Consider the following 18442-nt stretch of genomic DNA (forward strand, 5'->3'; position numbering starts at 1 on the left):
GGTGTGGGTGAAGAAGTCAAGGGCACCGGCTACAGCGGCGCGCACCGCCGGGAGTACCGCCGCAAGGTGCAGCAGTGCCTCGACGTCTTCGAGACCATGCTCGCGCAGTCGAGTTTCGAGTTCGAGCGGCCGTTGACCGGCATGGAGATCGAGTGCAATCTGGTCGACTCGGCCTATCAGCCCGCGATGAGCAATCAGGAGGTGTTGCAGGCGATCGCCGATCCGGCGTATCAAACCGAATTGGGCGCTTACAACATCGAATTCAACGTGCCGCCACGCCGGCTGCCGGGGCGGGCTGCACTCGAACTGGAATCCGAGGTGCGCGCGAGCCTGAACGCGGCCGAGATCAAAGCCAGCCAGCACGACGCGCACATCGTGATGATCGGGATTCTGCCGACGCTGCTACCCGAGCACCTGTCGGGCCACTGGATGAGCGAGTCGACGCGGTATCAGGCGCTCAACGACTCGATCTTCACCGCGCGTGGCGAGGACATCCTGATCGACATCGTCGGACCGGAACGGCTGAGCCTGCAGACCGCGTCGATCGCGCCGGAGTCCGCGTGCACGAGCATGCAACTGCACCTTCAGGTGTCGCCCGCCGAGTTCGCGCAGAACTGGAACGCCGCGCAGGTGTTGGCCGGGCCGCAGCTCGCGCTGGGCGCCAACTCGCCGTACTTCTTCGGCCACGAACTGTGGGCCGAGACCCGCATCGAATTGTTCGCCCAGGCCACCGACACCCGACCCGACGAGCTCAAAGCGCAGGGCGTGCGGCCCCGCGTTTGGTTCGGCGAACGCTGGATCACGTCGATCTTCGACTTGTTCGAGGAGAACGTGCGCTACTTCCCGTCGCTGCTGCCGGAACTGTCCGACGAGGACCCGGTCCGCGAGCTCGCCGAGGGCCGCACCCCGAAGCTGGCCGAGCTGCGGCTGCACAACGGCACCATCTACCGCTGGAACCGGCCGGTGTACGACGTCGTGCACGGCCGTCCGCACCTGCGGGTGGAGAACAGGGTGTTGCCCGCGGGTCCGACCGTGGTGGACATGATGGCCAACGCCGCGTTCTACTACGGCACGCTACGGACGCTGTCCGAGGAGGACCGCCCGTTGTGGACCAAAATGAGTTTCCCTGCGGCACAGCACAATTTCGTGCAGGCCGCGCAGCACGGGATAGACGCCCGGCTGTACTGGCCGGGCCTGGGCGAGGTGACGGCGGACGAGTTGGTGCTGCGCCAGTTGTTGCCGATGGCCGACGAGGGCCTGCGCCGCTGGGAGGTGGCGGCCGAGGTGCGCGACCGGTATCTCGGGGTGATCGAGGGCCGCGCCAAGTCCGGTCGCAACGGCGCCACCTGGCAGGTCGAGACGGTGCGGGCGTTGCAGGAACGCGGTATGGCGCGGCCAGCCGCGCTCGCGGAGATGCTGCGCCGGTACGGGACGCGGATGCACAGCAACGAACCCGTGCACACCTGGGACGAAGGCTTCGACGACTAGGCCTTCGCGGTCGCAGTCACCAGCGCTTCGGCGAACTGCGCCAGGTCTTCTGGGGTCGCATCGACGTGGGGCGATGCCCGCAGCACCGGTGTCGTCATCTCGAACGGAGCTCGCAACACCTCGGCATGGGTGGTGACGATGCCACGCTCGGCGATCAGCCAGGCCCGCACCTTCTGAGGATCGGCGCCGGCCGTCGGCGCCAGCGTGGTGACGGCCGTCGGCGCGTCGGTTGCCTCGACCACCCGCCAGCCGTGAATGCCGGCCAACGCGTCACGCGTCATCCGGCCGACCTCGGCCAAGCGGTCACGTACGCGAGCAGGTCCCGCGGCCAGATGCTCTCCGACCGCGACGGAAAACCCCACCCGGGCCGCGACATTCGCTTCACCTTGCTCGAGGCGCTGCATCAGCGTCAAGGGCAGATTCCAGTCCGGCGGCGGCAACCGCGGCCGCAGCCGTTCGGCAAGCGCCGGTTCGATCGCCAGGAAGCCCACTCCACGCGGGCCCGCGAGCCATTTCCGCGAGGATCCGTAAATCGCCGACGGCGCGACCGCGCAGTCGAGGTGCCCGAGCGCCTGCGCGGCGTCGACCACCACTGGCACGTCGAGGTCACGGCATACCTGCGTCAGCGCGGCGAACGGCTGGGCGGTGCCGCGGTGGCTGCCCAGTGCAGTGAGATGCACGAGGGCGGGCGGGTTTTCGGCGAGCCCGCGGGCCGAGGCCTCGACGTCGAGGCGTCCGTCCCCGTCGGCCGCCAGGGGGCGGACGTCGAAACCGTTGGCGGACATGATGGCCAGATTCGGTCCGTACTCGCCGGGCAGGCAGGCCAGGGTGCGCGGGCCCGGCCAGGCGGACAGCAGCAGGTCCAGCGCGTTGTTGGCGCCTGTGGTGAACACGACGTCACTGCCGCTGAGCCCGGTGAGCACGCCGACGGCCGCGCGCCCCGCGTCCAGTACCGGCGTGGCGGCCTCGGCGGCGACGTATGCGCCGACCTCGGCTTCGTGCCGGGCGTGCTGGGCGGCGGCGTCCATCGCCGCGTAGCTCTGGCGGGAGCAGGCGGCGCTGTCGAGATGCAGCCCCGCGACGGCCGGTCGCGCGGACCGCCACTGTTCACCGAGGCTCATTTCGCCGACAACGACAAGCCGAAATCCCCTGCGGCGTCGGTCCACCAGTTGGTGCGCCGCAGCCCGGCGGCGGCGAGTTCGGCGGCGACCCCGTCGGGGCGGAACTTGCACGACACCTCGGTGAGCATCTCCTCGCCGTCGGCGAAGTCGACGGTCAGGTCGAGATCGCGTACCGTCACCCGCTGAGAGGTACTGGCGCGCAACCACATTTCGATCCGCTCCTCGTCGGAGTTCCACTTCGCGACGTGTTCGAACGCGCCCGGGTCGAAGTCGGCTTGCAGTTCCCGGTTCACCACCGCCAGCACGTTGCGGTTGAACTCGGCGGTGACGCCCGCGCTGTCGTCGTAGGCCCGCACCAGCCGGCCGGCGTTCTTGACCAGATCGGTGCCCAACAGCAGCGTGTCGCCGGGCCGCAGCGTCTGCGACAGCGCCGCGAGGAAGTCTGCGCGCGGACCGGGCGTGAAGTTGCCGATCGTCGAGCCGAGGAACGCGACCAGACGGCGCCCGATCCGCGGAATCCGGTCGAGGTGCTCCTCGAAATCGCCGCACACAGCGTCGATCTCGATGCCGGGATACTCGATGCTGAGCTCCGACCCGGCTGCGGCGAGCACTCCCACGTCGACGTCGAACGGGATGAACCGGCGCAGCGACCCACGGTCCCGCAGGGCGTCGAGCAGCATGCGAGTTTTCTCCGACGTGCCGCTGCCGAGTTCGACCAGCGTGTCCGCACCGGAGATCGCGGCGATCTCGGCGGCTCGCTCCCGCAGGATCTGCGCCTCGGTCCGCGTCGGATAATACTCGGGCAGGCGGGTGATCTGGTCGAACAGGTCGCTTCCGACGGCGTCGTAAAACCACTTGGGCGGCAACGACTTCGGCTGCTGTGTCAATCCGTCGAGCACATCGCGGCGCAGCGCCACCGCCGCCGAGTCGGCGGACAGGTGATTCGACAGCGTCAGGGTGGATGCGTGATCCGTGTCCGCTCCTCGCTTGACTGTCATCACGATCCTTTCAGGGGAATCAGGTCGACATCCGGGCCGTGCACGTGCACGAGATGACGGTCGGGAATTTCCGCCCAGGCCGGATCGTCATCGTAGGGTTCGCTGGCCAGCACGACGCCATCGCTTCGGCGCAGCACCGACAGGGTGTCCCCCCACGTAGTGGCCAGTAACCGAGAACCGTTGCCCGCCAAGACGTTGAGCCGGGCCCCGGGGTCGGCGGCAGCGACCTCGACGATGGTGTCGCCCAGCGCGTCGAGCCCGCGGTCGAAGATCAGCGCCGCCAGCAGGGCGCTGTCGTTCGTCGACTCGGCGCGCGGCGACAACGGCAGGGCGGCGCGGTCCACCAGCCCGTTGTGCGACAGCAGCCAGTGCCCGTCGGTGAACGGTGCCGACGCCGTCGCCTCGATCGGCATGCCGATGCTGGCCGACCGCACGGCCGCCACCACACAACCGCTGCGTAGCGCCGGCGCGACCGACGCGAACGAGCCGTCCCCCCACAGTGGCGACGCGCTGCGCCACCGGCGGGGCGTGCCGTCAGGCACATCGGCCGAGAAGAAGCCGACCCCCCATCCGTCGGCGTTCATCAGCCCGAACTTCTGCCTGCGTGGCGAATATGACTGCACCAGAAGGCCGTTGGCGGGTTCGAGGACCAGCGACGCCACCGACACGGGTTCGCCGAGCCACCCGAGATGTCTGCACATCAGGCGTCCCAGGCGAGGCGCACGCCCGAAAAGATCTGCCGCCGGATCGGGTGGTCCCAGTTGCGGAAGCTGGGCCGAAGGATGCTTGCCGCCACGGCCCACGACCCGCCGCGCAGCACCTTGTAGTCACCATCGAAGAACGGCGCCGAATATTGCTCGTAGATCATCGGCGTGAAACCCGGCCACGGCCGCAGCGGCGAGGTGGTCCACTCCCACACGTCACCGAGCATCTGTTCGGCGCCGTACGCCGACGCGCCCACCGGATAGGCACCCACGGGAGCGGGCCGCAGCGCGTCGCCGCCGAGGTTGGCCAGGTGCGTCGTCGGTTCCGAGGCGCCCCACGGGTAGCGCCGCCGCGCGTCGGCCGCCGGATCCCACGCACAGGCCTTCTCCCACTCGGTCTCGGTGGGCAGCCGGGCGCCGGCCCATGCCGCGTAGGCCTCGGCCTCGAAGAAGGTGACGTGTTGGACGGGTTCGTCACCGGGGATGTCCTCGACGTGGCCGAACCGGGTGCGGGTGCCGTCCTCGTTCCAGAACTGCGGCGCCCGAAGACCCGTCTCCTGCCGGTGCGCCCAGCCGCGCCGCGACCACCATTGCGGATTGTCGTAGCCGCCGTCGTCGACGAACCGGCGCCACTCGGCGTTGGTGACCGGGACGCGGCCGATCCGGAAGGCGGGCACCTCGACGACGTGGGCCGGGCGCTCGTTGTCCAGCGAGTGCGGCTCGGTGACCGCGTCGACGCCGAGGACGAACTCGCCGGCCGGCACCAGGACCGAGGTACCTGCGACGCCGGACCGGCCCTGGGGTAGCGGGGCACCGGCGTCGAGCAGCGGCGCGCCGGTGCGCAGATTCAGCGCCTGCAGCATGGTTTCGTCGTGCTGGTTCTCGTGGCTGATGACCAGTGCGAAGTTGAACGCCGGATCGTCGTCGGGCATCGCGTCCAACGTGTCGAGCACCCGGTTGCGCACGGTGCCGCAGTAGGCCCTGGCGTCCGACGGCGGAAGCAGCGGCAGGTTCGCGCGGCTGGCACGGGAGTTGACGAACGCGTCGTAGAGCCGCTCGACCTCGGGCGACAGCATGCCCGGCCGATCCGGGTTGCCGTCGCGCAGCAGCCAGAGCTCCTCCTGCTGCGCGATGTGCGCGAGGTCCCACACCAACGGGCTCATCAGCGGGCTGTACTGGCGGCCCAGTTCGGCGTCGTCGAAATCGACCAGCCGCAAGGTGCGCTCGCGTGCCCTGGTGAGTTCGCGCGCGATGCTGTCGCGAGAAGTCACATTTCTCCTCGGGCCAGTTGGGTGACCGCCGGCGCGATCCCGTATCTCACGGAACGGTCGCTGAATTCGTCGGCCGGACACCGTCCCTGTTCGACCGAACGCACCAACTGTCGCATCGATTCCTCGAGTTCGGCCGGCGCGCGTTCGGCGGCGGCCTGCACGCATTGTTCGGCAGCGGACCGCAACCGGCGGTCGGCCAGGCCGACGCGGGCGGCCAGATCCCACGCGGTGGCGACGGGTTCGGTGGCTTCGGCGGCGATGTCGGCGGCGGTCGGATCGTCGAGCAGCGTGACGAGCGTGAACACGATCGCCGGCCAGACGGCTTCGGGCACGCTGTCGAGATACCGGATCTCGAGCCACTGACGCGGCCGTACCGGCGGGAACAGCGTGGTCAGGTGGTAATCGAGATCGGCTTCGGTGGGTCGGCGCCCACCGAGCGGCACAAGTCCTTCGACCCAGTCGGCGAACGGCACCCACTCGGTGACCGGTTCGGCATCGGCGGCCGTGTTGACGAGCATGACCGGCGCTTTGAGCGCATATCGGGCCCAGTCGCAGGCCGGGTCGTCGCCGCTTTCGCCGAGCACAGGACCGCAACGCGCGGCGTCCAGTCGACTCCACACCCGTTGCCGCGCGGATTGCCAGCCGGAGAACCGTCCGCTCAGCAGCGGTGAGTTCGCCGCGACGGCAACCATCGTCGGCCCGAGCGCGTGGCTCAGCCGCACCCGATCCGCCCAGCCGTTCCGCGGCCCGGCGTCGAGGTTGATCTGCACTGAGGCCGTTGACGTCATCATCGCCGCGCCCGCGGCGCCGGTCCGGCTGGCCTCGAAGAAGGTCTCCATCGCGCGGTAGCGGGCACCGGGATTGATCCGCTGCGGCGCGCGCAGCGGGTCGGCCCCGAGCAGCACCAGGCCGAAGCCGGCACCGGCGAACGCCGCCCGCAGCACCGCACGGTCGGCGCGCATCGCGTCGATCGCGGCCATCGGACCCGGCAATGGTGGGCCGGACAGTTCGACGGCCCCGCCGGGTTCGACGGTGACCCTGCTGCCCCCCGGAAGTACCGGAAGTCCGGAAATGATGTCGGTGAGTTGCTGCCAGGTCGGCCGGCGCATCGGGTCGGCCAGGTCGAAGCAGTGCGCCTCGATCTCCAGACCCACCTGACCCACCGGGCCGTCCCGCAAGCAGCCGGCGCCGACGTGCAGCGCAGCGGCCTCAATGCTGGTCAGCTCTGCCGAAGCGGCTCGCGACGGGTGCGCGTCGTCCACCTCGGTCGTGATGGTGAAGGTCACCCAACCGTCCCCTTCCGGGTCTGGACCGCTCGCCCCCTTTCAACCATCTTCCAGACGTGACCGACAAAGTCTCGCGATTTTTTCGATGACGTGTTCGTTACATGTGGTGAACTGCGCCGCTCGGCTACTGGCCGAGCGTGTTCTGCATCGCCCCTGCCAGCACGTTGACCGCGGGGCCGCCGTTCCCGGATTGGCAGACCTTCGCCTGAAGCAGGACGTTCTCCCGCTTACGGGTGGTGGTGAAGCAGCGCCGATCCGTGCCGGCCTCCTGTTTGACCCAGTCGGCGTCCGTCGCCGAGGCGGGTCCGCCGGTGAACGTCCAGACCTGGGTGCGCAGGTCGTCCAGGTGCATGGCGGTGGTCTGGCCGTTGCAGCCGACGGTGCGGTCGACGACGCGGCGGAAGGCCCGGTCGGCCGCGTCACTCGTCGCGAACACCCCGACCGCCTGCTTGACGAGATGTGTCGCGTCGGTGGGCGACTCCTGTGTCACGGCACCGTTGAACGACGCCAGGTCGGGGTCGGCGTAGACGTCCGGCAGGCCGATGTCGGCCCAGTTGTTGCACACCGGGTTGTCAACGCGGAACGACTGCACCGGATCGGTGAACGTCGTCTCGAATCGCATTGTGGCGCCGACGATATTGCCCACCGAGCCCTTCGGCAGCACGGCGTAGTTCACCACGCCGGGATCCGACGGGCGCGCCGAGGCGACGTCGGCCGGCGCCACAATCGACAATCCGAGCGCAAGACCGACGCCGGCTAGGGCGGCGATCCGCACCGGCTCAAACCTTCGCCGACAGCTTGACGTCGATGTTGCCGCGGGTGGCCTTCGAGTACGGACAGACCTGGTGCGCCTTGTTCATCAGGTCGTCGGCCGCGCTCTGCTCGAGGCCGGGCAGGTAGCCGATCAGGTGCGCGTTGATGCCGAAGCCGCCCTCGGGGTCCTTGCCGAAGCCAACCTGGGCGGTGATGCCGGTCGCGTCGTCCAGCTTGACGTCGTTGTTCTTCGCCACCAGCCTCAGCGCGCCGAGGAAGCATGCGGCGTATCCGGCGGAGAACAGCTCCTCGGGGTTGGTGCCCTCGCCACTGCCACCCATCTCCTTCGGGTGGTTGGTGTTCAGATCGATCTTGCCGGTCGAGGACTTGACGTGCCCCTCGCGGCCGCCTCCGGTTGCAGTGGACTCCTGGGTGAAAACGACTTCGATGCTCATGGCCTCGATCATGCCAGTCCACTCCGAGACGGCAAGGTGCCCCTCGTCAACTTCCGTTGCCATCGAGCTTGGCTCGAACTCCTTCTTCGATCTTCTTGCCGAGATCGGCGTCGACGTTTCGCCAGTACTCGAACGCCCGGGACAGCACCGGCTCCCGCACACCGTCGGACAGGGCGCCGATGATGTTGGAGGCCAAGCGTTCCCGCGCAGCGTCGTCGAGTACATCGCGGACGAGCGTGCCGGCCTGGCCCCAGTCGTCGTCGTCCGGGCGCAGCGTGTACGCCGCACGGACCATCTCGCCGTCCGACATCCAGCGCACCTCGGCGGCGCGGGCCTCGTCGGCCTGCGGGCCCCCAGAGGAGTTGGGCGCGTACACCGGGTCGGTGACGTTCTGCACCCGCATCACGCCGTCCTTGGAGTAGCTGTTCACCTCCACGTGCGGCGAGTTCACGGGGATCTGCTTGTAGTTCACCCCGAGCCGGGCGCGGTGCGCATCGGCGTAAGAGAAGCCGCGAGCCAGCAGCATCTTGTCCGGACTCAACCCGGTGCCCGGGACGATGTTGTTCGGCTCGAACGCCGCTTGCTCCATCTCGGTGTGAAAATCGGTGACGTTGCGATTGAGCACCATCTTGCCGACGTCGATCAGCGGGTAGTCGCCGTGTGGCCACACCTTGGTCAGATCGAACGGGTTGTACCGGTAGGTCTTGGCCTCCTCGAACGGCATGATCTGCATCTTGAGCGTCCAGCTCGGGTAGTCGCCGTTCTCGATCGCGTAATACAGGTCCTTGGTGTGATAGTCGGTGTCCTGGCCCGCCAGCACGTCGGCCTCGTTCTGCGTCAGGAACTCGATGCCCTGGTCGGTCTTGAAGTGGTACTTCACCCAGAAGATTTCGTCGTCGGCGTTGATCCAGCTGTAGGTGTGGCTGCTGTAGCCGTTCATGTGCCGCCACGTCTTGGGAATGCCACGGTCGCCCATCAGCCAGGTGACCTGATGCGCCGATTCCGGGGACAGACTCCAGAAGTCCCACTGCATGTTGTTGTCACGCAGGTTGTTCTTCTGCAGTCGCTTCTGCGAACGGATGAAGTGCTGGAACTTCAACGGGTCGCGCATGAAGAAAACGGGCGTGTTGTTGCAGACCAGGTCGAGGTTTCCCTCTGAGGTGTAGAACTTCAGCGCGAACCCGCGCGGGTCGCGCCACGTGTCGGGGCTGCCGCGCTCACCGGCCACGGTGGAGAACCGGGCCACCATCTCGGTCTTCGCGCCCGGCTGGAACACCGCGGCCCTGGTGTAGCGGCTGACGTCGTTGGTCACCTCGAAGTAGCCAAACGCGCCGGCACCCTTGGCGTGCGGTTGGCGTTCCGGAATGCGCTCCCGGTTGAAGTTCGCCATTTGCTCGATCAGGTAGTGGTCCTGCAGAAGGATCGGACCGTCCGGCCCGACGGTCAGCGAATTGTCATCGCTCGGTGCCGGATTACCTGCGTCGTTGGTCGTGTACTTGTCGGTCATCAGGCGTCACTCCTCGAATCGGGCGGCAGCGGGCTGCACCGCCTCCGTCCAGGTGGTGGTCCCCTGAGCGCCTCGATCCAAAACATCGCGGCGTTCGGCACCAATGCCGGCTCGAGGGCCCGGCAGGTACCGGGCCCTCGAGGCGGAGGTGACTATGGCCGCGCCGGCGCGGTGGTGGTCGGCGCCTCGGGCGACTGCGGCTGCTGAGGCGGTTGGAATCGTGGGCCTTCCGCACCTCCCGGGCCGCCGAACCGCGGACCCTGGAAATCGCCGCGCGAACCCATCGGGAATCCCGGTGGCGGGCCACGGTGGAAGATCGCGAAATCACGGTCGTGCCCGCCGGGTCGGCCGCCGCCGTGGTGGCCACCGGAGTGCGCGCCGATGATGAATCCGGAGAAGAAGATCACCGCGACGACGAAGACCACGCCGGCGACGATGCCGACCCAAGCGGCGACGGCGCCGAGTCGGGAACGGCGCGGTTCCTCACGCGCGGCCGGCGTGACGGGATTCTGCGGTGATGCGGTGACGACGGGTTCAGTCCCGGGTTCGCTAGGTGTTTGACTCATGGCTGCCATCTTGCGGGCACTTCTGATGTGCGGGTCATGCGGCACCTGTGAGCAAGCTGTGAATGCGCCCACTGACGCTCGTCGAGGGCGCACCTGGTGTCGGCTACGGCTTGAACGGGTTGACCGCGAACTGGATCACCCGGTACGGCGAACCACCGCGCGGACCGGTGTTCCACTGGCTGACGAACACCCGCACCTCGTCGAGGGTCGAGCCGGGCGAGATGTAGCCGCCGTACGGTTGAGCCAGCCGGTTGTTCTCCGGCGGTCCCAGATGGTCCACCGGATCCGGCCACTCGGTCGCGACGACGACGGTCGTCACCGGCGCGGTGCCCAGCCCGGTAGGGTCGTCGGCCACGCGCATCTCCATGTTGCCGGTTGTGGCGTTGAAGTACGACAGCACGGTCTTGCCGTCGATCTGCCGAATGCTCATCTCCCCCACCGCGTCCGGCCACAGGGCCGTCGGCGGATGTCCCCAACCCGAGACAGCCGACCAGCCCTGCCAGCTGGACCGGTCCTCGAACGCCTCGGGTGCGACGCGGTACAGAACCAGCGGCGCGCTGCGGTCGAAGTTGTCGGCCACGATGTAGACCCATCCGGTGGGCGAATCGGGACGCGGGATCGGATCGTAGTAGCCGCTGATCTGCGACTGTCGGCCCCCCGCGTATGAAGCCGCCCGTTCCGATCCGTCCACCGTCGGCCAACTACCTTGCGCCGGATCGGATTTCACCAACCGCGACGACTCCGGTTCCAGTTCGCGCACCGTCGTGACCATCATGTAGTTCTCGCGGTTGATCTGGACCACGCCTGCAGGCAACTGCGACATGCCCGCCGGCGTCGGGTCGGCGAGCAGCGGTCGGTCGGTGCCCGTCACACCGTCATAGCGCACACCGGTCGGGTCGTCGATCGAATCCGTCTCGACGTGCAGCGCGATCGGCGAGAACCAGCCGCCGTAGCCGACACCCTGGCCGGCGAAGCTGTCACCGCACACCTGCAGGATGCCGCTGGGAAACTCCATGAACTCGCACAGATCGGTGGCACCGACGCCGTAATCACGTGTCGGCGTGCCGGTTCCGGCCGTCGGACCGATCCGGATCACCTGACCCGACGCCAGCGGAGGTAGCACCGGGTCGGGAATCGGCGCGGGCTGGGCGACCGCCGACGGCGCCGCGACGAGGCCTAACGCCGAGATCGACGAAATGGCGGAAACTACTCGTACTTTCCCACCTAAACGTCGGTTTCGGCGCAAGGCAGTGGCGTCAGAGTTCGGCGGCCAGCAGCTCGGCGATCTGAATCGTGTTGAGCGCCGCACCCTTTCGAAGGTTGTCGCTGGACACGAACAACGCCAGCCCGCGGCCGTTTTCCACACCGGGATCCTGGCGGATCCGGCCGACCAGCGAGTCGTCCACACCGGCGGCCGCCAGCGGCGTCGGAACGTCGACCACCTTCACACCCGGAGCCGACTCCAGTAACTCGGCAGCGCGCTGCACCGAAAGCGGTTGAGCGAACTCGAGGTTCAGCGACAGCGAATGCCCGGTGTACACCGGCACGCGCACACACGTCCCGCTGACCGCAAGGTCCGGGATGCCCAGGATCTTGCGGCTCTCGTTGCGCAGTTTCTGGTCTTCGTCGGTCTCACCGGAATCGTCGTCGACATACGAACCCGCCAGCGGGACGACGTTGAACGCGATGGGCGCCACATACTTCGAAGGCGCCGGGAAGTCCAGCGCCCCACCGTCGGCCACCAAGTCCCTGCTGTTCGCGGCCACCGCGCTGACCTGGCTGAACAACTCGTCGACGCCGGCGACGCCGCTGCCCGACACCGCCTGATAGGTCGACGCGATCATCCGCACCAGGCCCGCTTCCTCGTGCAACGGCTTGAGCACCGGCATGGCGGCCATCGTGGTGCAGTTCGGGTTCGCGATGATGCCCTTCTTCAGGGTCACGCCCCGCACATCTCTCGCGAAGTTCACCTCGCTGACCACCAGCGGCACGTCGGGGTCCTTGCGCCACGCCGACGAGTTGTCGACCACCACCGCGCCGGCCTCGGCGAACCGCGGGGCCTGCACACGCGACATCGTCGCGCCTGCGGAGAACAACGCGATGTCCAGACCGGCGGGGTCGGCGGTCGCGGCGTCCTCGACCTCGATCTCCTGGCCGCGGAACGAGAGCTTCTTGCCCTGTGACCGCGCCGATGCGAAGAACCGCACCGACGAAGCCGGAAAGTCGCGCTCCTCCAACAGGTTCCGCATCACCTGGCCGACCTGGCCGGTCGCGCCCACCACTCCTAAATTCACCACGGCTAACGCCCCGTTCCCGCGTAGACGACGGCCTGCTCTTCGCCGCCCAGTCCGAACGCCTCATGCAGCGCGGCGACCGCCTTGTCCAGATCGGTGTCCTTCACCAGCACCGAGATCCGGATCTCCGAAGTCGAGATCAGGTCGATGTTCACCCCGACCGAGGCCAGCGTTTCACAGAATTTCGCGGTGACGCCCGGATGGCTCTTCATACCGGCCCCCACCAGCGAGACCTTGCCGATGTGATCGTCGTAGAGCACACCGGTGAAACCGATCTCCCGCTGTAGCGAGCTCAGTTTCTGCACCGCCGCGGGGCCGTTGTCGCGGGGGCAGGTGAACGTGATGTCGGTCTTGCCGTCCTCGACCTTGGAGATGTTCTGCAGCACCATGTCGATGTTGATGTCGGCGTCGGCGACCGCGCGGAACACCTTGGCGGCGTAACCGGGCACGTCCGGGATGCCGACGACGGTCACCTTGGCTTCACTGCGGTCGTGCGCGACTCCGGTCAGGATGGCGTCTTCCACGGGTATGTCCTCCATCGATCCGGACACCAGGGTGCCGAGATTGTCTGAGTATGACGAGCGCACGCGGATCGGCACGTGATAGCGGCGGGCGTACTCCACGCACCGCAGCATCAGCACCTTGGCGCCGCAGGCGGCCATTTCGAGCATCTCCTCGAAACTGATCCGGTCGAGGTGACGCGCGTTGGGCACGATTCGCGGGTCCGCGGTGAAGATGCCGTCGACGTCGGTGTAGATCTCGCACACGTCCGCCTTGAGCGCCGCGGCCAACGCGACGGCGGTGGTGTCCGAGCCGCCCCGGCCGAGCGTGGTGACGTCCTTGCTGTCCTGGCTGACGCCCTGGAAACCGGCGACCAGCACGATCACGCCTTCGTCGAGCGCGTCGCGCAACCGGCCCGGTGTGACGTCGATGATCTTGGCGTTGCCGTGGATACCGGTGGTGATCACGCCGGCCTGCGATCCGGTGAACGACCGCGCCTGCGCGCCCAGCGAATGGATGGCCATGGCGACCAGAGCGTTGGAGATTCGCTCTCCGGATGTCAGCAGCATGTCCATCTCGCGCGCGGGTGGCGCGGGGCAAACCTGATGGGCCAGGTCGAGCAGGTCGTCGGTGGTGTCGCCCATCGCCGAGACGACCACGACGACGTCGTTGCCCTGCTTCTTGGTCTCGACGATCCGCTCGGCGACGCGACGGATCCGCTCGGCGTCGGACACCGAGGATCCGCCGTACTTCTGCACGACGAGCGCCACTGTCTACCTCTCAACAAGCCGGGATTGAGTCCCAACAAGGATAAGGGAGGGGTGCGCGCGATTTTTTCCGCCGGTAGTCCGGCGGACGTCCCCGAGGGCCCGAGCGGTCGACCGGCCGCTACCAGCGGTGCGCGGCTCATCGCGAGCGGCCGCTGAACCCAGATCGCGTTCGACAGCGGATTACGCCATTCGCCGCGAGTGATCTCGGGTGCGAGGCCACCGCGAAATGTCGGCAAACTCACCATTTCGGGTGCGGTTCGAATTGGGCACAAAAGTATCGCCTTGCGGCGAATACGATATGCGCGGAACTTGCGGCGGATATTCGGTGAATCAACCACGCTGGTCGCCTGGTCCGAGCTAGCTCGAGCCGCCAAGCCTGACGGAGAGAGGCACATATGGCGCGACAGACCATCCGCAAAGCGGTCATCCCCGCGGCCGGCATCGGCTCACGTCTGCTGCCGATGACCAAGGCGATCCCCAAGGAGATGCTGCCGGTCGGCGACAAGCCCGTCATCGAACACACTGTGCGCGAGCTGATCAACTCGGGCATCACCGACATAACGATTGTGGTGTCGGGCGGAAAGACCCTGATACAGGAGCATTTTCGCCCTAATCCGGCGCTGGTCGACCAACTACGCGCGGACGGCAAGGACGCGTATGCCGACGCGGTCGACGACGTCGGCAAATTGTCCCAGCATGGCCACATCACGTACCTCTACCAGTACGGTCCGTACGGTAACGGCACCCCGGTGCTCAACGCCTCACGCTCGTTCGGTGACGAGCCGGTCCTGGTGCTCTGGCCGGACGACGTCTTCGTCGCCGAGGTGCCCCGTGCCCAGCAACTGATCAAGGCCTACGAGCAGACCGCCTCCCCAGTCCTGGCGCTGATGCCGATGGCGCCCGAGAACTCACGCCGGTACGGCGTGCCGATCGTCAAAGAGGATCTCGACGGCGGGCTGTTGCGGGTCACCGGAATCGTCGAGAAACCACAACCACACGAGGCTCCGTCGGAGTACGCCGCCATCGGCGGCTATGTCATCACACCCGGTGTCGTCGACGAGCTGCGTGAGCAGACGGAACGCTGGTATGCGCAGACCCGAACGGGTGAGATCTACCTGACCGACGCGATCAACACGTACGCCAAGGATCATGCCGTCTACGGTCAGGTGATCCAGGGGCACTGGTGTGACACCGGCAATCCATCCGACTACCTGGTCGCGCAGTTCGCGTTCGCCCTGACCCATCCTGAATACGGCCCGGTGTTACGGAATCTGGCGGCCCAGCTCGAAGGTCCGCTGCTGCGCACACTGGCAACCGAGATCGACGGTCCGTCGCGCCAGGCTCCGGCTTAGTCTGCCGAAGCCCTGGTGGTGCGACGCCTCCTCGACCACAGCACCGCCGCGGCCATCGCGATGACCGCCACCACAGCCAGTCCGGCGCCAATCACGATCGACCGGTTCAGCGACTGCGGCGATTCCGCCGTATCCGAAGCCTTGCCATCGGCTCGGATGGCGAGGTTCGTCGGCTCACCCGCCGGACCGGCGAAGAGCACGTCCCCAGTGAGCGCAGAGAGGTCGTCGTTCAAGCCGTCGAGATAGCTGAACAGCGGGTCGACCAGTGTCCAGGCGCCGGTCGTCGTGACGAGGATGACGGACCGATTCCGAGGCTGATCGGCGAACGCCTGGATCGACCCCAGACCACCCCCGATCTCCGCACGAAGCACAGTGGGCAGCCCCACCTCTACCGTCGTGCCGTCGGCGCTGATAGGAGGGTCGAGAGAGGTCTGCTTCAGCGCCTCGGTGTTGGCCACGATCAACGCTCCTGTGCTGGCGTCCGCGGCGGTGTTGAGATCCACAACCTGCGGTGACAGCGGTTTGCTGGAAGAACGCGCCATCGACGCGACGAGCCGGGCGACGTAGGCCAGCTGATCGGGACCGGTCCCGTCCATCGCGACCATGAAACCGGGGCTGAACTCCGATGGTGCGGCGCCGAAACCATCGAGCGGGGGGCCACCACGGTGCACCTTCAAGGTGGACCGCGGATCGACTTCGAAGGTGAGCGGAGCGATGAGCGCCCCGCACGTTTCGCGCGGGGTGTAGGTGAGGGCCATATCGAGGTTGATGAATTGACCGATCTTCTCGCTGTCCAAATCGAACGTCGCATCCAGCAGACCGGTGTTGTCGAGCGCCGCTCGATAGACAACCACCCCGCCGGACCGGATCACCACCGATGCTGCGTCGTCTCTGGCCACGGGTGTGTAATCGGCGAGCAGATGCACCTGCACGCCGTCGACGCGCTCTGGCCCGAGCGCGGCACGGTCGACGCCGACCGACAGACTGCTGGTCCAAATGACGTCGGTTTGGCCCTCAATGTTCAACTGCCGGAACGTCATCGTGTCACCGCTCGGCGCTGCGGCTGATGACCCCGCTTGGTCCACCCGCACCGTGTCTACCTGCGCCAGCGCCTGCAGCTGATTGACAAGCAGCGACACCTGGGTCGACAGCTCGCCGCCGCTGCCGGAGACACGAAGGAATACCTCTGGGGTTTCGCGGTTTTCGACCTTCAGGCCCGCGGTACCACCCCTCTCGACGAGGATGGTGCGCGCCAGCTGTCCCGCCGGCGGCGGTGTCGCGCCACGGGGTTGGTTGATGACGCTGATGACCATCGGCTGGTTCTGGTAGAGCCGCGCCAGGGTGGATACCAGCAACAGGACCGCTTGTTGTTCATCGGCATCGGCATCGGTCGGTGTGAAGATCGTGGCGCGCTGGAGAACGGGCGGGAAGAAGTTCGCGATCGTCGTCGGAGCGACCTCGAGCCCGGTGAAGACCGTGGAAAGGTTGTTCAGCACCAACTGCCGCCGCGGCCCGCAGTATTGCGGATCGAAGCGTGGCCGAACGGCGAACGACAAGTCGACCGACGAACCACCCCCGCCTGCGGCCGAAAGGTCGACATCGAGCGGCGTTGCGGGTCTGCCGGTCGCGCCGGGGGGCAGTTCGATCGCCGCGAGGAGGTTGCCGTTGCCTGTGATCAGGAGGGTGCCGGCATCGATGTTCAGGGACGCGTCAATGGTGCCGCGCAACCGCACAGCGGTCAGCCCCCGTGGGACCGGCATGGTGAAGCTCGACGGGTGATCGGGATCGAGGTAGATCTCGGAGTTCAAACCGAGTTCCTGCCAGGGCAGCGTCAGGCTCGGCTGGTCCGGTGGGGGCGGCTGCGGCTGCGCGTGCGCGGGGGCCATGAGCGATCCGGCGGCCGCTACCGGCAGGAGCACCAACATCGCCGACGACAGCACACGCGCCAGGATGCTGCGGCTCAGCCGGTGCACGCTGTTCGACCTGCTTTCGGATGTCCAGCCTTCGTAATCCCGACAGGGAACGGATGATACCGGCGGGCACCGCCGACCGACGGGCAATTGGCTGACCAGCACTCGTTTCTCGCAATTCTCGGCGGGAAAATCCCCTTGGAAAGACAAAACGCAATGCTGCAATTTTGCTGTCGGCTTGGTTATCTGGTGGTGGTGCCTGCACTGCTGGAAAGGTCCACGAGATGGCTTGCACTGTGCACAACGCAAAAGCGGGGTTGACGGCCGCCGTCCTGCTGGTCGGCCTCACCGGAATGTCGATCTCCGGGTGTGCGCCCAAGCCGACGGTCCCTGACGGCAAGGCCGATGGCAATGAGATCACCGTGGCCGCCGGCGACGAGTCATGCCAGCTGTCGGCGGCGTCCGCAGACACCGGCACGACGACATTCGTGATCACCAACCACGGCACCGCGGTCACCGAGTTCTACGTCTACGGCGCCGGTGACCGGGTCATGGGCACGGTGGGGAACATCTCGCCGGGCCTGCAGCGCAAACTGATCGTGCAGTTGCCGGAGCCAGGCAGGTACTACACCGCCTGCAAGCCGGGCATGGTCGGCGACGGCATCCGCGGTGACTTCACCGTCACCGGCAACGCGCTTGCGGCGGACGCCCAGGACAAGTTCAAGGAAGCCATCGACAGCTACAAGGCCTACGTCACCGGCCAGACCACCAATCTGGTGACCGTCACCGAGACGTTCGCCGGCGCTACAAAGAAGGGTGACTGGCAAGGCGCCCAGGAGCTGTATTCCCAGGCGCGCACCTACTACGGGCGCATCGAGCAGATCGCCGCTTCGTTCCCGAACGAACTGGACCGGCAGATCGACCTGCGCGAGGCCGATCTGCGCCCAGGCGAGCGGTGGACCGGGTTCCACCGCTTGGAAAAGGATCTGTGGGTGAGCAACCTGCAGCCGGACACCGGCGCGATCGCCGAACAGCTGGTGGCCGACGTCAAGGAACTCGACGCTCTGGTCAAGGATCCGAAATGGACGATCGACGCCACCGAGATCACCGGCGGAGCGCAACGTCTGCTGGACAGGATCGTCGGTAACACGATCGCCGGCGAGGAAGAGGTCTTCAGCCACACCGACCTCTGGGACATCCAGGCCAACCTCGATGGTGCCCGTGTTGCGGTCGGCTCAGTCCGGCCGATCATCGACGAGCGCGACCACGAGCTCGGTGCGCAGGTCGACTCGGCCTTCGCCCAGGTCCAGGGGCTGCTGGACAAGCACCAGTGGAACGCCGGCTTCGTGCCCTACGACAAGGTGACTGAACCTGAGCGGCACGAACTTTCACTCGCCATCGAGGCGCTGATCGCAGAAGTCAACAAGGTGCAGGGCGTCATATCGCGGCAATGAACCTTTCGACCG

General features: G+C 67.2%; 16 protein-coding genes. 3 read left to right on the top strand and 13 right to left on the bottom strand.

Features of this window, described 5'->3' with window-relative positions; genetic code table 11:
* The first annotated feature begins 3 nt into the window (after positions 1 to 3).
* On the top strand, positions 4 to 1488 hold the full coding sequence (locus tag AU187_RS00100; protein WP_059101856.1) for a glutamate-cysteine ligase family protein: 1485 nt from the start codon (positions 4 to 6) through the stop codon (positions 1486 to 1488).
* Here the strand turns inward: AU187_RS00100 and egtE are convergent.
* The 12 genes from egtE to AU187_RS00160 form a co-directional block, all read right to left on the bottom strand.
* Positions 1485 to 2609 carry an ergothioneine biosynthesis PLP-dependent enzyme EgtE gene (gene egtE, locus AU187_RS00105; protein WP_059166135.1) on the bottom strand — a complete coding sequence of 375 codons (1125 nt, stop codon included), beginning with the start codon at positions 2607 to 2609 and terminating at the stop codon, positions 1485 to 1487. The two genes, AU187_RS00100 and egtE, sit on opposite strands and share 4 nt — an antisense overlap.
* Complete coding sequence (gene egtD / locus AU187_RS00110) at positions 2606 to 3607, bottom strand: L-histidine N(alpha)-methyltransferase (RefSeq protein WP_059166136.1); 1002 nt, start codon at positions 3605 to 3607, stop codon at positions 2606 to 2608. The genes egtE and egtD overlap by 4 nt, the downstream gene beginning before the upstream one ends.
* Positions 3607 to 4308, bottom strand: a complete 702-nt coding sequence (egtC, locus tag AU187_RS00115; protein ID WP_059166137.1) for an ergothioneine biosynthesis protein EgtC — start codon at positions 4306 to 4308, stop codon at positions 3607 to 3609. Before egtC ends, egtD begins: the two co-directional genes overlap by 1 nt.
* Positions 4308 to 5582, bottom strand: coding sequence for an ergothioneine biosynthesis protein EgtB (gene egtB / locus AU187_RS00120; RefSeq protein ID WP_059166138.1), 1275 nt, complete (start codon positions 5580 to 5582; stop codon positions 4308 to 4310). Before egtB ends, egtC begins: the two co-directional genes overlap by 1 nt.
* Positions 5579 to 6868 (bottom strand): ergothioneine biosynthesis glutamate--cysteine ligase EgtA, encoded by a 1290-nt coding sequence (egtA, locus tag AU187_RS00125; RefSeq protein ID WP_082691726.1) that lies wholly within the window; start codon positions 6866 to 6868, stop codon positions 5579 to 5581. The genes egtB and egtA overlap by 4 nt, the downstream gene beginning before the upstream one ends.
* A 124-nt stretch (positions 6869 to 6992) precedes the next feature.
* Positions 6993 to 7643, bottom strand: coding sequence for a sensor domain-containing protein (locus AU187_RS00130; RefSeq protein ID WP_059166139.1), 651 nt, complete (start codon positions 7641 to 7643; stop codon positions 6993 to 6995).
* 4 nt (positions 7644 to 7647) lie between these two features.
* Positions 7648 to 8076, bottom strand: a complete 429-nt coding sequence (locus AU187_RS00135; protein ID WP_172799347.1) for an organic hydroperoxide resistance protein — start codon at positions 8074 to 8076, stop codon at positions 7648 to 7650.
* 46 nt (positions 8077 to 8122) lie between these two features.
* On the bottom strand, positions 8123 to 9583 hold the full coding sequence (locus tag AU187_RS00140) for a catalase (RefSeq protein ID WP_059166140.1): 1461 nt from the start codon (positions 9581 to 9583) through the stop codon (positions 8123 to 8125).
* A gap of 152 nt (positions 9584 to 9735) precedes the next feature.
* The gene (locus AU187_RS24795) at positions 9736 to 10149 is read right to left on the bottom strand and encodes a hypothetical protein (protein WP_502687720.1); all 414 of its coding nucleotides are present in this window, start codon (positions 10147 to 10149) and stop codon (positions 9736 to 9738) included.
* A 103-nt stretch (positions 10150 to 10252) separates the two neighbouring features.
* Positions 10253 to 11338 carry a DUF4185 domain-containing protein gene (locus AU187_RS00150; RefSeq protein ID WP_286131851.1) on the bottom strand — a complete coding sequence of 362 codons (1086 nt, stop codon included), beginning with the start codon at positions 11336 to 11338 and terminating at the stop codon, positions 10253 to 10255.
* Positions 11339 to 11405: 67 nt separating this feature from the next.
* On the bottom strand, positions 11406 to 12446 hold the full coding sequence (locus AU187_RS00155) for an aspartate-semialdehyde dehydrogenase (RefSeq protein ID WP_059166142.1): 1041 nt from the start codon (positions 12444 to 12446) through the stop codon (positions 11406 to 11408).
* 2 nt (positions 12447 to 12448) lie between these two features.
* Positions 12449 to 13714 carry an aspartate kinase gene (locus AU187_RS00160; RefSeq protein WP_059166143.1) on the bottom strand — a complete coding sequence of 422 codons (1266 nt, stop codon included), beginning with the start codon at positions 13712 to 13714 and terminating at the stop codon, positions 12449 to 12451.
* A gap of 395 nt (positions 13715 to 14109) precedes the next feature.
* Between AU187_RS00160 and AU187_RS00165 the strand changes: the two genes are divergently transcribed.
* Positions 14110 to 15066: a UTP--glucose-1-phosphate uridylyltransferase gene (locus tag AU187_RS00165; RefSeq protein ID WP_059166144.1), complete on the top strand. Its 957-nt coding sequence runs from the start codon at positions 14110 to 14112 to the stop codon at positions 15064 to 15066.
* On the opposite strand, the gene AU187_RS00170 is transcribed toward AU187_RS00165, so the two are convergent.
* On the bottom strand, positions 15063 to 17039 hold the full coding sequence (locus AU187_RS00170; protein WP_286131829.1) for a hypothetical protein: 1977 nt from the start codon (positions 17037 to 17039) through the stop codon (positions 15063 to 15065). The two genes, AU187_RS00165 and AU187_RS00170, sit on opposite strands and share 4 nt — an antisense overlap.
* A 221-nt stretch (positions 17040 to 17260) precedes the next feature.
* Between AU187_RS00170 and efeO the strand changes: the two genes are divergently transcribed.
* Entirely contained in the window at positions 17261 to 18430 is a 1170-nt protein-coding gene (efeO, locus tag AU187_RS00175) for an iron uptake system protein EfeO (protein WP_059166145.1), read from the top strand.
* Positions 18431 to 18442: the final 12 nt, after the last annotated feature.

This window comes from Mycobacterium sp. IS-1556, from assembly GCF_001499985.1.
Lineage (GTDB): Bacteria > Actinomycetota > Actinomycetes > Mycobacteriales > Mycobacteriaceae > Mycobacterium.

Excerpts from the sequence above, each read along its gene's own strand:
- egtE (WP_059166135.1), bottom strand. The coding sequence starts at position 2,609 with ATGAGCCTCGGTGAACAGTGGCGGTCCGCGCGACCGGCCGTCGCGGGG.
- egtD (WP_059166136.1), bottom strand. The coding sequence starts at position 3,607 with ATGACAGTCAAGCGAGGAGCGGACACGGATCACGCATCCACCCTGACG.
- egtC (WP_059166137.1), bottom strand. The coding sequence starts at position 4,308 with ATGTGCAGACATCTCGGGTGGCTCGGCGAACCCGTGTCGGTGGCGTCG.
- AU187_RS00135 (WP_172799347.1), bottom strand. The coding sequence starts at position 8,076 with ATGAGCATCGAAGTCGTTTTCACCCAGGAGTCCACTGCAACCGGAGGC.
- AU187_RS00140 (WP_059166140.1), bottom strand. The coding sequence starts at position 9,583 with ATGACCGACAAGTACACGACCAACGACGCAGGTAATCCGGCACCGAGC.
- AU187_RS24795 (WP_502687720.1), bottom strand. The coding sequence starts at position 10,149 with ATGAGTCAAACACCTAGCGAACCCGGGACTGAACCCGTCGTCACCGCA.
- AU187_RS00165 (WP_059166144.1), top strand. The coding sequence starts at position 14,110 with ATGGCGCGACAGACCATCCGCAAAGCGGTCATCCCCGCGGCCGGCATC.
- efeO (WP_059166145.1), top strand. The coding sequence starts at position 17,261 with ATGGCTTGCACTGTGCACAACGCAAAAGCGGGGTTGACGGCCGCCGTC.